15 protein-coding genes are annotated in these 15,125 nt (G+C 36.5%); 2 read left to right on the plus strand and 13 right to left on the minus strand.

Features of this window, described 5'->3' with window-relative positions; translation table 11 throughout:
* Positions 1-283: 283 nt before the first annotated feature.
* Complete coding sequence (locus HPY74_15520) at positions 284-1,498, minus strand: hypothetical protein (protein NSW92052.1); 1,215 nt, start codon at positions 1,496-1,498, stop codon at positions 284-286.
* A 178-nt stretch (positions 1,499-1,676) separates the two neighbouring features.
* Here HPY74_15520 and HPY74_15525 point away from each other — a divergent pair, with 178 nt between their 5' ends.
* The gene (locus HPY74_15525) at positions 1,677-2,093 is read left to right on the plus strand and encodes a nucleotidyltransferase domain-containing protein (GenBank protein NSW92053.1); all 417 of its coding nucleotides are present in this window, start codon (positions 1,677-1,679) and stop codon (positions 2,091-2,093) included.
* Positions 2,086-2,508, plus strand: a complete 423-nt coding sequence (locus tag HPY74_15530; GenBank protein NSW92054.1) for a DUF86 domain-containing protein — start codon at positions 2,086-2,088, stop codon at positions 2,506-2,508. Before HPY74_15525 ends, HPY74_15530 begins: the two co-directional genes overlap by 8 nt.
* A gap of 62 nt (positions 2,509-2,570) precedes the next feature.
* Here HPY74_15530 and HPY74_15535 read toward each other — a convergent pair whose 3' ends face one another.
* The 12 genes from HPY74_15535 to HPY74_15590 form a co-directional block, all read right to left on the minus strand.
* Positions 2,571-3,305 (minus strand): hypothetical protein, encoded by a 735-nt coding sequence (locus HPY74_15535; GenBank protein NSW92055.1) that lies wholly within the window; start codon positions 3,303-3,305, stop codon positions 2,571-2,573.
* On the minus strand, positions 3,298-3,537 hold the full coding sequence (locus tag HPY74_15540; GenBank protein NSW92056.1) for a hypothetical protein: 240 nt from the start codon (positions 3,535-3,537) through the stop codon (positions 3,298-3,300). Before HPY74_15540 ends, HPY74_15535 begins: the two co-directional genes overlap by 8 nt.
* Complete coding sequence (gene pglZ, locus HPY74_15545) at positions 3,527-4,732, minus strand: BREX-3 system phosphatase PglZ (protein ID NSW92057.1); 1,206 nt, start codon at positions 4,730-4,732, stop codon at positions 3,527-3,529. Before pglZ ends, HPY74_15540 begins: the two co-directional genes overlap by 11 nt.
* Before the next feature lie 4 nt (positions 4,733-4,736).
* Entirely contained in the window at positions 4,737-7,409 is a 2,673-nt protein-coding gene (locus HPY74_15550; protein NSW92058.1) for a DEAD/DEAH box helicase family protein, read from the minus strand.
* 96 nt (positions 7,410-7,505) lie between these two features.
* Entirely contained in the window at positions 7,506-10,064 is a 2,559-nt protein-coding gene (locus HPY74_15555; GenBank protein ID NSW92059.1) for a DNA methylase, read from the minus strand.
* A gap of 552 nt (positions 10,065-10,616) precedes the next feature.
* Complete coding sequence (locus tag HPY74_15560; protein ID NSW92060.1) at positions 10,617-11,645, minus strand: hypothetical protein; 1,029 nt, start codon at positions 11,643-11,645, stop codon at positions 10,617-10,619.
* Positions 11,646-11,915: 270 nt separating this feature from the next.
* Complete coding sequence (locus HPY74_15565; protein NSW92061.1) at positions 11,916-12,377, minus strand: preprotein translocase subunit SecB; 462 nt, start codon at positions 12,375-12,377, stop codon at positions 11,916-11,918.
* Complete coding sequence (locus HPY74_15570) at positions 12,377-12,733, minus strand: helix-turn-helix transcriptional regulator (protein ID NSW92062.1); 357 nt, start codon at positions 12,731-12,733, stop codon at positions 12,377-12,379. The genes HPY74_15565 and HPY74_15570 overlap by 1 nt, the downstream gene beginning before the upstream one ends.
* The gene (locus HPY74_15575; protein ID NSW92063.1) at positions 12,726-13,142 is read right to left on the minus strand and encodes a hypothetical protein; all 417 of its coding nucleotides are present in this window, start codon (positions 13,140-13,142) and stop codon (positions 12,726-12,728) included. The genes HPY74_15570 and HPY74_15575 overlap by 8 nt, the downstream gene beginning before the upstream one ends.
* Before the next feature lie 173 nt (positions 13,143-13,315).
* The gene (locus tag HPY74_15580; protein ID NSW92064.1) at positions 13,316-14,017 is read right to left on the minus strand and encodes a hypothetical protein; all 702 of its coding nucleotides are present in this window, start codon (positions 14,015-14,017) and stop codon (positions 13,316-13,318) included.
* Positions 14,010-14,603 carry a hypothetical protein gene (locus HPY74_15585; GenBank protein ID NSW92065.1) on the minus strand — a complete coding sequence of 198 codons (594 nt, stop codon included), beginning with the start codon at positions 14,601-14,603 and terminating at the stop codon, positions 14,010-14,012. The genes HPY74_15580 and HPY74_15585 overlap by 8 nt, the downstream gene beginning before the upstream one ends.
* A gap of 275 nt (positions 14,604-14,878) precedes the next feature.
* On the minus strand, positions 14,879-15,064 hold the full coding sequence (locus HPY74_15590; protein NSW92066.1) for a hypothetical protein: 186 nt from the start codon (positions 15,062-15,064) through the stop codon (positions 14,879-14,881).
* Positions 15,065-15,125 lie beyond the last annotated feature (61 nt).

Genomic DNA, 15,125 nt, shown 5'->3' on the forward strand with positions numbered 1-15,125 from the left:
TGAGCAAAATAATTACATTGAAATATTATTAAATTCTATTCAAATTATTTTGCGAGTTTGATTTGCCCCGAAGTGAATTTACAGGCTCTTAAGACTTGGAGCATTTAGTTACTGGAAGCATTTTCTTCATAAAAAGAAAATGCGCCCTGCTATATATATATATATTATATATATTGCTATATATATTTAGATTTAGCAATTCCACAACTTAGCATCACGAGCACTACCTATTTCTTATAACCTGCTATTCTGTAGAACTTTATACATATACATACATACTTACTTAATATCTTCCATATTCCTCAACCAGGTCATAAACAAGCTTTATCCTCTTGAGTTCTGTCCCTGGAGGCACCTGATCTCCTGCAGACTGAACCAGCCTGCTGCTGGTTTTCCTTAATTGAAGCCATTCTTTCACATGCTCAATAAAATCCCTCTCACTGGTTTCAGGCATCCACATAACCGGAGATATTCCGCCCATAAGGATCATATCGTTGCCGGCCTGCCTTCTAATCTCGGGTGGAGTTAAATCACCAGTGGGCTTTGGGGTACAGGCATCAGCAACATCAATGCCCGCCTCAGCCACAACACCTATGATATTGTTCAGTGCTCCATCCAGGTGTGCCGATACTGTTTTCCCTGCACTGTGGAGCCGGTCAGCTATATTCTTATAGTGGTTGAAGCTGTACTTCCTGAATAATTGTGGAGGCTGGACATCGCTTGAAAGGTTGTCACCGAAAATTACATGGGGAGCCGGAGATTTGCAATATATATCGACCAGTTCGAGATGCTTTTCATTATATGTATCAATATACTTTTTAAACAGATCAGGCTCATCATAAATTGCATAAACGGTGTTTTCAACACCGGCATAATATGATATAAGTGAACCAAGTCCGGTATAACCCATACCTGGAAATCCAAGCCCTACATCACCGCCGATTTCTTCTATATAGCTCCAGTTTTCATACTTTGGCCTGAATTTTCTCCTTTCAATAGCATATAGTAGAATTTTCAGGTCATTGATATTTTCAACCATATGCTTCGTTATATCCCAGGAAAAACTCACCGGGCTCCATTTGCGTATCATATGGATTTCGCCGATGGGAGTAATATACCTTTCAATCGCAAGGTCACCTTTGATTTCTCGTTCCCTGGATACACCATCCTCGTAATATTCTTCATGCAGGCTGCCTACTTCTATGTACCAGCCTGCTTTTACTTCTCTATGCAAATCTGTCATTTCCTTCGTACAATTACTGATTGCAAACAAACTCCACTGCCCTCCACTCTCAACTCTAAACCAATGACCCAGGTCAGCAAACCATGGTACCCTGTCGGGTGTTTCCCTGTTCAAAACCTTTAACAGTCTTTCCCTTTCAGTCATCTCAACGACTTCACCCCTCTTGTTTCCTATACGGTCAATAATTGCTTCAATAGCTGCTTTCCCTATGCTATCCAAAGGAAAAGGAATAGATGTAATTAAGTATAAATACATTTTTTATAAAAGTCAATGATATAGAATTTAACCTATGATTAATATAGAATTTAACCAAAAATAAAGTTGAAGTGTATAAAATTTGATATAATATAAATAAAATAGAGATATTTAATTCGAGACGATTAAATTTCGTATGATTGTGAAATGAAGAATATATGGCATTGGAGAGTTGCATATGGAGTTAAATGATATTGTTGCCAAATATAATTTATACTTGTTATTAACATTTGGGTCTTATAATACTGATAGATTTACAGAAAATAGTGATATCGACCTGGCCTACTTATCAAATAGAAGGCTAAATGTGGAAGAAGAGATGGAACTTCTTAAAGATATGGTTGTCTATTTTAAGCGAGACGGTATAGACCTGGTAAACTTAACAAAGGCCGATCCACTTCTGGCATTTCAAATAGCTTGTAATTCCAAAGTACTGTATGAAGAAAATAATAGCTTTATTTTGTTTAAAATGAAAGCATCGGCAATATATGCCGACACTAAACATCTAAGGGTTTTAAGAAGAAAATTCCTGCAAGAACAATTGAAATTAGCAAATTATCGAGAAAATAAGGAGAGGGGAATAATTTATGAGTAACTTTGAAGTAATTGTTGAGAAATTAATAAAATTAAGAGAATATATTGAACAGCTAAAAAAAATCAAGCCAGATAGTTATGAACAGTATATTTCAGAAATAACAGTAAAATATGCAATAGAAAGAATAATACAGCTAATTGTAGATATTGCGCTGGATATAAACAATATTCTTCTTGCTTATAATAACAGACCCCCTGCACCGGATTATTACAATTCCTTTATTGATGTGTCCGAATGTGGAGTGTTTGATAGTGTTTTTGCTGTTTCTATCGCCCCTTCAACGGGTTTACGGAATAGGCTTGTGCATGAATATGAAAAAATAAATGATGAGATTGTTTTTAACAGTATTAATAAAATTATTAGCATGTACCAAAAGTACCTCAGTTTAGTTTTCGAATACATAGAAGGTAAGTAAAAGATTAAGTAACATGAAAACAGCTATTTTTTGTCACATAGGGAAATCCCTAGTGGCATTAACTACAGTCCAATAGCAATATCCAAACCCATTTTATTAAGATTAAATGCCTTAGAACCATGGAAATCTCCCAACCCCAGGTCCAACTTAAATGGAAAAAGCTCATTTAGACTGTTTACCTCAACAAACTGTAAATATGTTTTTTTAGTTGCTATTAGATATGCTTCTATTAAAAGAAGTTTTATTTCGGTGTTATGGATATTAAATGGCTCTTTTCGCTTATACTCTCCACGCTTGCTTCCATCTTCAACAACGCCCCATTCAGTTATGGAACGAACAATTTTATCAATAGCATATTTTAACGTGCTTCTTTCACCCCAAATCTCATATATTCTCCTTTTTACCATGCTTAAAGAAAAGCCGTCCTGCAAATTAAGAAGTTTGCCGATAGTAGCGGTAATGTCAAGGAAAACAGGATATGCCATCATTAACATACACCAATGAATAGCTATTTTCTCATTTTCGTCAGCCGTCTTAAACAATTCAAGAGCCCTGTCCCGTATATGCATATGTTGTTGTTCAACGTTGAGCCAGGTTCTGGTTAATATGCTAATCGTCTTTTTTCTGTTTTCTTCTTTTATATATTCCATTAAATACTCATCTAAAACTTCCTTTACCTTCTTGCAGTATTTTTCATTATCTTTGGTATACGCCTCTTTCAAATCCAAATAAGTCCTTACAGTTTTATTTAGCCAATCAAGTTTTATGCTTCTAACAAAGCCTATTCTCTCAAGCACTTCTGTCATCCTTTCTTATGTGTATAAACGGCACTATAACTTCTTCTATGCTTAAGCCTCCGTGGCTTACAACCCTTTTGCCTTCCGTGATGAAGGCATAGTCTTCTTCACACAATATGTAGCTGTACTTCTGTAGAATGCCCATCCCATTCCATTGAAAAGCTTTGAATTTTGACAATATTATATCATAATTTATATTACTATCATAAATTCTAACCCTCTCAATTATCAAGGGACATACCGTCCATAACAATCAAGGCCGCCCTTTTCATGTTCTCTTTGTTCATCCTGTAGTTTATGTACCATGGAATCTTATGCACCATCACCGGTGACTTTGCATAAGAGAGCGATGACAGCATTCCGTAATTATTAAAAATCCAGGTCTTAAATTTAGCATTCAGCAGCCTCCTGGCTTCCTTGTATTTTATATTATCCCGATTATCCAGAAAATAATTATTATCATGATTATATTTTAAGCTTAATATTTCTCCCCAAACTTTTGCTATGGCAAACCAGTCTTTATACGATTTTATATTTTGCTGCATTGTATGAATTTTATTTATGCCGCTATCAAATCTCCGTTTTACGTTTCCTCCTATATCATATACAATTCCTGCCTGCATCCAGGAAGGATATTCATAAAACTTTAATTGCTTTACCGGCGATAAAAAGTTTTCCTGAAATAGATTATCCATATATGCCCTTATTTCACAATTGCCAAATTCAATCATAATAGTGGCAGTAATATCTTCACCGGCAGCATATTTAACATATTCCTCCCATTGTTCCTGTAGAAAATGAAGGAATGTTCCCTTACTCTCTACTACTGTCCTAATTGGGAACTGTTTGAGCCGGTTATTCTTATACAGCATTTCCACTGCATAGTTGGCTATCAGGTTTGGAAGCTCTTCTCCTTTATAATAAAATGGTATAAAGGTTTTAATTAGATCTTGAAAGTCCTTGATAACCTCCGGAATGATGCCGTATACATTCTTCAAAACAAATTCTTTTGTACCTTTATCTCCAAGTATAGGCCCGTTATAATTCCGATATGCAATGTATACCCTGTCAAATACTTCGGTGTAAAGCTCTTTTATTACGTTATAACTTAATTTGGGGAAAATTTCCCGCAGTGAAAATTCAACAAAAGAACATTTTTGCTGTATATCATATGGAATTGTATGGTCGGCAGTATACCTTATGACAATTTTTCTGTCGAGTTTTCCGCCTTTGTCCAGGATGCTGCGAATATTCTCTTCATAGTAATATCTAAACATTTCAGGGTCCTCATAATTTATTATAATAAACCCTAATCCGTTAATACTATCTACAACATCTTCGGCAGACAGCAGGTTATCCGGGTCAAAAGCCAATATAAAATGATTGCTCTGAAAATTCAGTTTACCGATAACAACATCCCTTATCATACTCTCACTCCATAAACACTATGCATACTGGCTTTAACACGGGAATTATTACATTTCGCCTTTCAATATCCGTCCTCCATAATTCTTCCTCTTTTTCTATGGATTTCATTCTATACTTTTTAACACTCTCTAGTCCTATTCTCTGGATAGCTTCCCTTCTCAGCATGAATGCATATTCATACTTGGCTCGCTCTTTGGATAAACTTCTTAAGTAATTATCCTTCATTGTCTCGAACAGATTATATGCGTAATCACTAGCTTTATTGTACACCATATTATATGTATCATCATCAAACTCTTTATAGCCTTTGAAAGAGATTTCACTTTCTTCTTTGAGGATGGTTTCCCATAGTATCTTTGATGATGCCATCCTTATGATGCCGTTTTCATTTATAAACAACGGGAATATCTGCCTGTTATTACTGCTTTCATTTATGCTGATTTCCCACAGGGACCAATAGCCCTTTTCATTTGAGCAGCCGGGTATCTCCAAGACGGGTATCTTGCTTGTCTTTACCCATACCGGAACACTCCTTAGCATATCCTTTACCCGCTCATTGTTCAAATCAATGGAAGAAAGTTCAAATACATTCACTTCATTACCTTTTGACAGCTGATAATTTATATACATCTGCTTTAGCCAACTTTCGATAGGCAAATTGCTTATGTTGGCAACAAGGCTTTTATCAAGCAGTTTTTCATCCTTCAGAAGTCCCTTAATTTCATTCATTTTTTGTGTTTTTTCGCGTACATCCTCTTCTAACTTATCGATATAATAATCTATATTTCTAGGGTTGCTAATTCCTTTTATATAAAGATCCGTAAAATCAACCTCTGCTTGGGCACTATCCAAAACATCTTCCATCTTGTCTACACCGAATTGTTCAAAGATAATTGTGAGTTTTTCTTCCAATACCTCTTTAATCCTATACTCCACTGTACCGGAAAGCATAAAATTGAATACATAGACATCCCGCGTTTGTCCAATGCGGTCAACCCTGCCGATGCGTTGTTCAACCTTCATGGGATTCCAGGGCAGGTCATAGTTGATAACTATATTTGAGAACTGGAGGTTTAAACCCTCACCGCCGGCATCGGTAGAAACGAGAATATCGGCAGTCTCTTTAAACTCTTTCAAAACAATATTTCTCTCTTCAATACCCATTGAACCGTTTAACACGGCAACTTTAAACCCATTGCTTTCCAGGTACTCCTTTAAAAAGCACTGGGTAGCAACGAATTCTGTAAAAATAATGGCCTTGAAATCCTCAAAATCCATCTGTATCTTATAAATAAACTCCAGAAGCTTTTCGGCTTTTGTATCCACATACTGATGTTCTGCCTGATTTGCCACAACAAGCATGTCCTTGATATCTTCAATTTCTTTTCTAATATTAAAGGACTGAACGGCAATAACTTCATCTATTGATTGTTCAGCATCTACTTCCCATAAATCCTCTTCCTTTAAAGCTAAAACCCTTACTTCGTTATTCTTTAGAATTTCAAGCCTTTTCTCAAGATTTTCTTTTATTGCCCTGGTACTGCTGGTTACAAGCCTTTGCATAAGCACCATTAAAAATCCGATGTAATTCTTCTTTTCCTTCCTTGCCCTGTTATAGTTTTCAGCTACATACCTTGTGACCATCTCATATAACTGCTTCTGAAGGCTATGCCTTTCTTCCCAGTCTATGTTCACGGTTTTTGTTATCCTGTTTTTAAACAACCGGTTCCCTTCGGCATCAACCGCTTCCCTCTTCTCCGTCCTGATTATGTACGGGGCTACCTGTTCTTTTACCACTGCACGGCTATCCGGAAAGGCGCTCTTATCCAGAAGCCGTATCATCCTCAAAAACGGTTCGGTTTTCCCCTGGTGCGGCGTAGCAGTAAGCAGCAAAAGATACGGACTTACCTCAGCCAGAGCGCTACCCAATTTATATCTTGCCACATCGGAGGAAGAGCCCCCAATCCTGTGTGCTTCGTCAATGATTATAATATCCCATCCTGCACGAACTAAACCTTCCAACCTTTCCCTGTTATATTCTTCTATTTTCGCTTTACTCCAGCCGTTTCGCCTTTCTAATGGTTTTACAGAATCCATGGAACAAATAACCTGTGAAAAGTGAGACCATACATTACCTTCTCCATATATTCTCTTAATAGTATCAAAATCATCATGCAATATGATGTGGAAATTTTCATTAAACTTATTCTTCATCTCGCTATGCCATTGGGTAATAAGTCCCTTTGGACAAACAATAAGAATGCGATTTATAAGGCCTCTTGTCTTAAGTTCCTTTATAATAAGACCTGCTTCTATCGTTTTCCCAAGGCCCACCTCGTCAGCTATGATATATCTTACCTTATTGTCGGACAAAGCCCTGTTAAGAGCATATATCTGGTGAGGTAAGGGAATAATATTGCTGCCTATTGAAGACAATATCCCGTTTGCCAGTTCATTATTGATTCGGGCAGCAGTAATAATATACTTAAGCAAATGAGTACTGAAACTATCCAAACAATCCAGGCTGCATATTTTATCCTCCGGTAGAAGGTAAGCTGTCTTTTCTACCGGATCAAAGACATTGTACGATTTATAACCCCACAAATCATTAATACCAATTATTTTGACAGTTTTTTTATTATCATTGTCGAAAACCCAATTACCTATTTTGTACATCTGATCCCCTCATAACTTAAAAACAGATATTTTATTAATTGCTTTATTATCAACAAGTTCTTTAATCAACAGTTAGTTAATTAATTAGTTAATTAATCATTCTCCTATTCTCGTTAGAGAATTATCATAATACATAAGAATGCTGGGGTCTTCTTGTATAACACTTTCAGGCAATCTTTTGCCTATGCTTACAATTGTTTTATAATCTTTTTCTTTCCAACAGTGCTTGAAGCCTGCCCTTATGGCTTCTGTCCTGAAGATGCGGATTTTGCCTTTTCCTGCCTTATATTCCTCGAATTCTTTCAACAGCTTCTTATCACGGAGTTTCTCAAGGTCAGACTGCTTGTTTACATCAGGTACATACCACCTGCCTTTTTCATCCTGCAGGAAATTCTCCTTCAGGATATCCATAAGCTCCGGCATTTTCTCATGCCTAAGTTTCTTTAATTCCTGCAGGAATTTAGGCTGTATTTCCTGGTATGTCTGAGGTGTCCTCAATTCATTATGAAGCCACTGTATAGCCGTTTTTTCATCCAGTACCAAAAACGACAGCTGCTCATTCAAATCGTATTTGAGCCTCTTGGCATCGTATATACTCACCTGATTTGGCAAGAAATACATGCCGTCCCTCTCCGGAAACCTTTGTTTAAGCCCTAAATAGAAGTCTGCAGCTCCCATGGGTATACTAGCCCCTTTCTGAATGTGGAAAGCAACCATGCTGTCGTATAGCAGGTAATTCTGCCTTTCAGGTATAATGTCCAGCATACCGTTATTCTCTACCGTAACAGGAAGCTTGGCAAGATGCTCCCTTATAAAACTCCAGACGCCTTCTTCGGTACCGGCCTCGGTTAAAAACCTTTGAACAAAGGAGTCCTTTGGCTTATATGCCGAAATGATTAAATCCTGCTTTACCGCAGTTGTAGTTGTAACCTGTTTGAAACTGCCCTGCTTTTTATCAAGTGTTCTCACATTTGCAATAACAAAGCCAGCTTTGAGTATTGCTTCCTGGATTGCATTCCAGATGCTGTTTTTTGAATTGTGAAATTCAACCGTCATCCACCTGCCGGGCTTAAGGACTCGATAATTTTCGGCAAAGCATTTTTCCATTAGCTCCTGGTATTCATATAACCCCTTGTTCTGAGCATTATTTATAATCGCTTCGGATTTATTATTGGTAAAAACTTTAAGCCATGCTTCCCAGATAAAGTTTAATTCGGAATACATGAGGTTATCCCCGAAAGGGGGGTCGGTGAAAATGTAGTCTATTGAATTATCCTTTATATTAAATGAAGTACACGAATTTGTTGATACAACAAAATTATCAAAGTCTAATTTGCTATTCTTATAACTTTTAATTAGACTTTTCAATTTTCTGGGATATCCATCAAATATAGATAATTCAACATTTATTGAAGAAATATATAGAGTTCCTGGTAATCCAGGAGTACCGCCTGGTTTTACATTTTGATATCGCCTCATTTTATTAATATGAATATTAAACGACGAAAGCAGAAATTTTAAAGGAATCTTCATGCTATATTTATTTAAGTATTCAAAAAAAGTCGCTAATGCGTATAAGTTTCTCTTATAGTAAAAATGATGCACATGCGTAATACCATGTGATCTTTTCGGTTGTTCAGTATTATACCCTTCAGGCATTCTGTCCGTAGGAAACCAATAAGGAATATCCATATCGTCAATCCTTCGAATAAGCTCAAAATCATATTCATCCGGTTTTTTTTCGTACCGTTGTTTCCCTACCGTATAATTGATAAGCACAGGCACCTGTTTGGCCATTTCTATGGTTTCTTTCAAGGCACTATCATATATTCTTTCCGTAGCCCTTTCCAAGTCTTTCTTTTTGAGGGATACTCCACACTTGTCACATTGAAACTCTTCTTTCACTTTTCCCTTTTCATTATCTACGGCCACATGCCAAAACACCAATTCACTGCTGCAGCTTGGGCAGATAAAAGCATCCGACCAAACTGTATAGTTAATTCTCCCTATTATAGGATTACCGGTAATATCTAACTGCACCTTTCCATCAACCACATGTTGTGTTTCGTACATCCAGCCGCATTCTTTTTCTACTTCGTCTAAAATTCTTCTGGCTTCTTTTTCAAACTCTACTGTATCTACAGGTGTATTGTAATTATATGCAATAAAAGTTGCTGCCGGGGATAAATCATTCAGTATGGTCCTTCTTGCCCCCCATTCGACAGTCTTTCCTTCTTTTTTAAATTCCTCTTCTATGGCAAGTTTGAATTCCCTATCCGGATTACCGCACATTTGTGCCGCCACTCCCGTCATTCCGGTGCCGCAAAATCCGTCAAAGACAATATCTCCCGGCTTGGTATAATGCAGTATATACCTCATAATCGCTTTGTGGGGCACCTTGGTATGGTAAGAGTGAGCATTATATATGGGGTCATTCTTCCCCTCCGAAATATCGGCAGCATAAGGCTCCACATTGTAATCATCTGTATCTTCATCATAATGCTTTCCATATTTCTCGATAAAATCGTTTATAAAAGGGTTGGGACATGCTGTATAATACGGCGGATCCGACAGTTTAATAATATCCTCATCTTTACCTATGGGAAATCCTTCAATATCTCTTACCTTATCTAGCATTTCCTTGGTTAATTCCATAGTGCTACCCCCACTCCACTATTTATAATAATTCTTACTTTGTTCTCGTCTTTGCCTTTTGTAAGTTTTCTAATGTCAGCCGCAAACCATCACTTTTTACTAATATTTATGAATATTTACGAAAATACGCAATTTGTATTATATCATATTTTTGAATCAGAAACTAAAAAAAAGAGAACCTTCGGAGCTGAAGCATCAAAATTTTATTAGAACCTATTAATACTGCCTTTTATAGTAATTTCATCTAATCATCTAATTATGTAACAATTATGCACAATTTAAGCATACATTTAATTCATCCTACAACACTGTTAGCTTGATATCTAAGCGCAACGCTTTTCTGAGCATGTCAACAACACCCTTGCTTCTTCCAATATTCTGTTAAGGCAAATCATCGAAAATCTCACTATAAAACTTCCTGGTTCCTTCAAAATAGAATTAATCTCTCCATCTCAGCCTCTATTGCTTTAGTATCATTCCATAATAATGCATTTATTCCACCATGGAGTACCAGTCCTTCCCGTATTTTTTTTAATTCTAATTGAAACCGGATTAGACCTTATATTTATCAAAAGCCTTATAGAATGCCTTTATGCGATCCAGCTTATTAGTCTCGCAAGCATACTGCCCAAACTGGGTACGTATAAGAGTAATACCTGCCTCTACCGTACTGTCAACCCACTGCTCGATTTCCGCATCGCTCATCTGAGTGATATTAAAGGAGTAAAGAAGCCAGTCAAAAGGAATGTCGGTGTTTGCCTTCACAGTTTCAATGGTTAGCAGGTCTGAAACCGATGGCTGGTAGTGAGAAATCCTGACGTCCTTAAGGTATTTGAGGTGTGCAGGTGCAAGATTTTCACAATGTACCGACCTTTTTCCTGTAGTAAGACCTTCAAAATACCGGTTCCAATATGGTACGACAAATTCTGGCCACATATCCGGTGAAATAAGGCTGGCAAAGTCATCGGCAAGCCATGCGCTGTGCGAATTTACTTCAGGCATCCCATTTACCTTATTCGTAAAATGATGAAATCTCACAATGCTGTCTGTTAGAAGAGCAAGGAATTTCTTTGCCTTTTCCGGTTCGTCGTACACATCATAAATAAAATCCTGCCCACGCATAAGTATAGCTGAAGTCAGAGGCCCCTGGGCACCCATGCCTGAAAATCGCACATTTTGATCAGGAAATTGCTCTTTAAGGTAATCACACAGCTCATAGTAGTGTTTAAAAAGCGGTTGATTACTATAGTCGATATCCTTCTTTGCCTCCAACAGCTCAATGCCCTCATCAATACTTGAAAGCGTAGGCTTTACGTTGGGTTCGGAATTTTCCGGATATGTTACCGGAGACCCAAGACAGATAATGTGCCCATATGAAATAGGAGGTCCGGATACAGGACGAAGAGGCAGCATATCTCCAAAATACTCATAAATTCTCTTTAAACCTATGTGCCATGCCTTGGCGCACTTAACCTTGTCTTGATAGAACTCTCTCATTGTTATTCCGCCAAGATACACGATGGCATCATGGTATATCTCAACCGACGGGCGAATTTCTACACCCTTGTATACATATTTCATAATAGCTTTCACCTCTGCCTTTTAGCATTAGAAATATTTATTTTAAAATTATGATATAACCGCTCGGATTAAAATACAACAACAATTTTATATAGAAGTTGTACTTTTTCAAGGCATCTCCAGTAAATAAAGTAGCATTTTCTTAAAACAGCTTGTTTTCAGGCCAACTAAGCAGTATTACTACGGTTTTGGGAAGCCTCTTGATATACCCGTTAAAGCCGCCTTGCATAGATGAATTGCCTGATTTGGCAATATCTTCTCTCTCGATTTTTAAGAATTCTTTTTTTGTTGCTGGTTTCTTTTTTGTTCCCTTAAGGCAATAACATTGATCATAGGCAGTCTTACAGGAGGATTAATGCCTGATTGACTGGTTACACTTATTAAAAAAGATCTTGATATTTGCGACAGTGTAATAATTCCATTAAGTTCAAGCATTTCTTTAAATTTATCATTTGATAATGCTTCGGGATTTCCGACAAAAGCACCTTCCATTGTCAAACTAATACTAAATAACATAGCCTTTCCGGCTTTTGCTTTTCCTTTCACCAAAAACTCAATAACACCGACGTAATTGTTTTCTCTTTCACACAATTCAATTATATTATAGTCAAACTCAAAAGTCGTGGTAACTTTTTTGCCCTTTATATCTACTATTTTTGTGTGAAGGACAAAATCTCTCACCCTATTTCCTATGAATTGAAAATTCGCTTTCACAGCATTTCCATTAATCATCATCCCACCGCCATATCAAGAATTTGAATATTATCTTTTTCATAGCAAACTTTATATTCCTCATCCATGCCCTCAAAGCTAATATTAAGTTTCCAACCCAGTTTTTTTGATATTTTCCATAATTGCTCAACTGTATAGTTATATTCCCCACTTTCAAGTTTTGAAACCATAGCCTGGCTTATCCCTAAAACTCTGGCAAGTTCTTTTTGAGACCAGCCTTTCGATATCCTGTAGTCAAATATTTTAGTTGAAATATTATAATAAATATCATAGAGTTCTGCTCTTTCCATCGCCGATGTATCAGATATTCTCTCTATCATTTCCCATGCATCCGGCAGTTTAAATAAATCATTCATTTATAATAACCTCCTTTAATCTTTTCAAGGCAATAATCTTTGCTGTTTGATAACTATTGCCGCTGCCTTTCTTCTTGTTCTTCTCTTCGAACGGATACAACAGGACAGCAAATTTATTACCTTTATACTTAACAAATGCAAATAGTATGCGAATGTTTTTCAAAGAATCTATTTTTATTGAATATAATTCTTCAGTATATTTTAACTTTTCAAACCATTTTACTCTCCCAATACATCTTTCCATTCTCTCTTCCAGAAATCTTAACCTATTCATATAAAGTCCGGTAAAATTATCTTTAAATCCACTCTTCTCAATAACGTCAATTAAATCATCTTCATAATCCCAATGTGTACGTATTCTTTTGGTATTAAACTCTTTGAGATATATTATATTGCATATCCTATCCATATTGACCTCACTATTATTATATTACTTATAAGTTATAATTGCAACGGTAATTTTATATATTATAACTTATTAGTTATATTTAACAAATTTTTTATAAATTATTCACTAATTTTCTTACAATTGTAATATACTTTTCTTATACTTTTCTGATATTTTATGCTTTTTGAAATCACTCAATTTAATTGGAACTTCATAAAGTGGAACCAATCTGTAATTTTTATTTTTACAAAACATAATATCGTTTTCCATGAACATATTAGTCCATGAACAAGAAGTCTCTTAATAATCCGGGAAATTGAAGCAGAACTCATTTCAGGAATAAACTCACGGATTGTTCTATTCTGAAAACCTTTGATGTTAAACTCTCCACGAGCTAGAACCTCAAGCAGCCTTTGATCATCTTCATTATAGAAATTGAACCCTTTATAAGTACGGTCAGATGTCTTAACTGTTTTGGACACTTTTTTAAGATTTTTCAATCCATCACTCGGGTCGTCAAACGCAGATATAAATTCCAGATACCTGCGGGTCGCCGCCTTGAGTATTCCGGAAAGCACAAAAAGACTGTAAATGCTTTTTTTCATCGGCGCTTTTTCTTCCGTTACCGTACCGTCCTTATGCTTCACCTCCCTTATATGCCGGAACTGAGAAATGTTATTGCAGGTACATTCAATTCTAAGCACAATCCCAAACTTGTCATACATCTTTATAGACACTTCACCCATCCGGTGCTTTATTCTCGTACCGAGAATCCTTGTGTTAAAATTATTCCCGGCTTCACCTTCATAATGAAGGGTAAGCCTTTGTCCCAAAAAAGTTGCTATGTTATCCGGTTTTACTGAATGTATTGCCGTCCTTATAATATGGTCATACATCAGGTTTAGGTCTGACTGCTTCCTGAATAGCATATTCCACTTGCATAACCGTCCATGCATATTTCATATTATACTTGTCAATAACAGGACAGTACCTTGATGCAAAAATATCCAATGCCCGGTGCAGGTCTTCTACACGTATTTTATCCGATAATTCCTGAGCCCTTTCAAAGTCGGATATCTCCAAAAAAGCATTGTCATACATAACATAGTCAATGTTATTCTTCTTAAGCTTTGTCGCAAGCAGGTTGTGTCCATTCATATAAAACTGAAGCCGAAATGGACTCCACGTTGGCACCCGTAAATAGCAAAGCCCCAAATCTTTGTCAATGAAGTAGAAATAATAATGAAGACATTTGCTGGTATCCGGCTTCAAAAATGTCTTCCCGCTTTCTTTATCATGCCAGGGTTTATATGTATTGCAAGTCTCCATAGCCGAAAAAATATATACCAACCCTGGCTCTTCACCTCGCTCCTTGATGATTTCCTTGATCCTGTCATCTTTCCGAAATGCTCCTGGCTTTCGAATAAATTCAATTTGCAGGCCATTTTCCTTTGCTATAAGCTCCGCGTTTTCCCTTATCATGTCATTCAGTGATTCAGCAAACCGGGGATAGTCAAATATCCTTATATCATTTCAGAGCTGAAGCATGAAAATTTTATTCTTATCTATTAATAGTGCCTATATTGTTAATTTTATTCAATTATATAATAATATTACATAAATTTAACCATACGTTTAAGTCATCCGATAACATTGTAACCTTGGTATCTAAGCACAACGCTTTTCTGGGCATGTCAACAACACCCTTTATCGGGTGGCAATTACATTTACATAAATTTATATTACTTTTATAAACTTTATGTAGAGAGTCTTAGCATATATTTGCCTTCCACAATCTTATGAATACGTTCAATATCCAAGACATTACCTGAGCATGCTTGCCGGAGCAATTCAATGAATCCTGTAATACCTGTTTCTTTTACCTTGTCTGCAAGGTATTCACTGTTGACTGCAAGCACATTCATGAATCTTCCTATATTCATAAGGTAGTGGAATCCCTCCATAGCATTCCAATTATATGAAAAACAATGCTCATATTCATAA

It is taken from the genome of Bacillota bacterium (genome assembly GCA_013314855.1).
Classification (GTDB): Bacteria; Bacillota; Clostridia; order Acetivibrionales; family DUMC01; genus Ch48.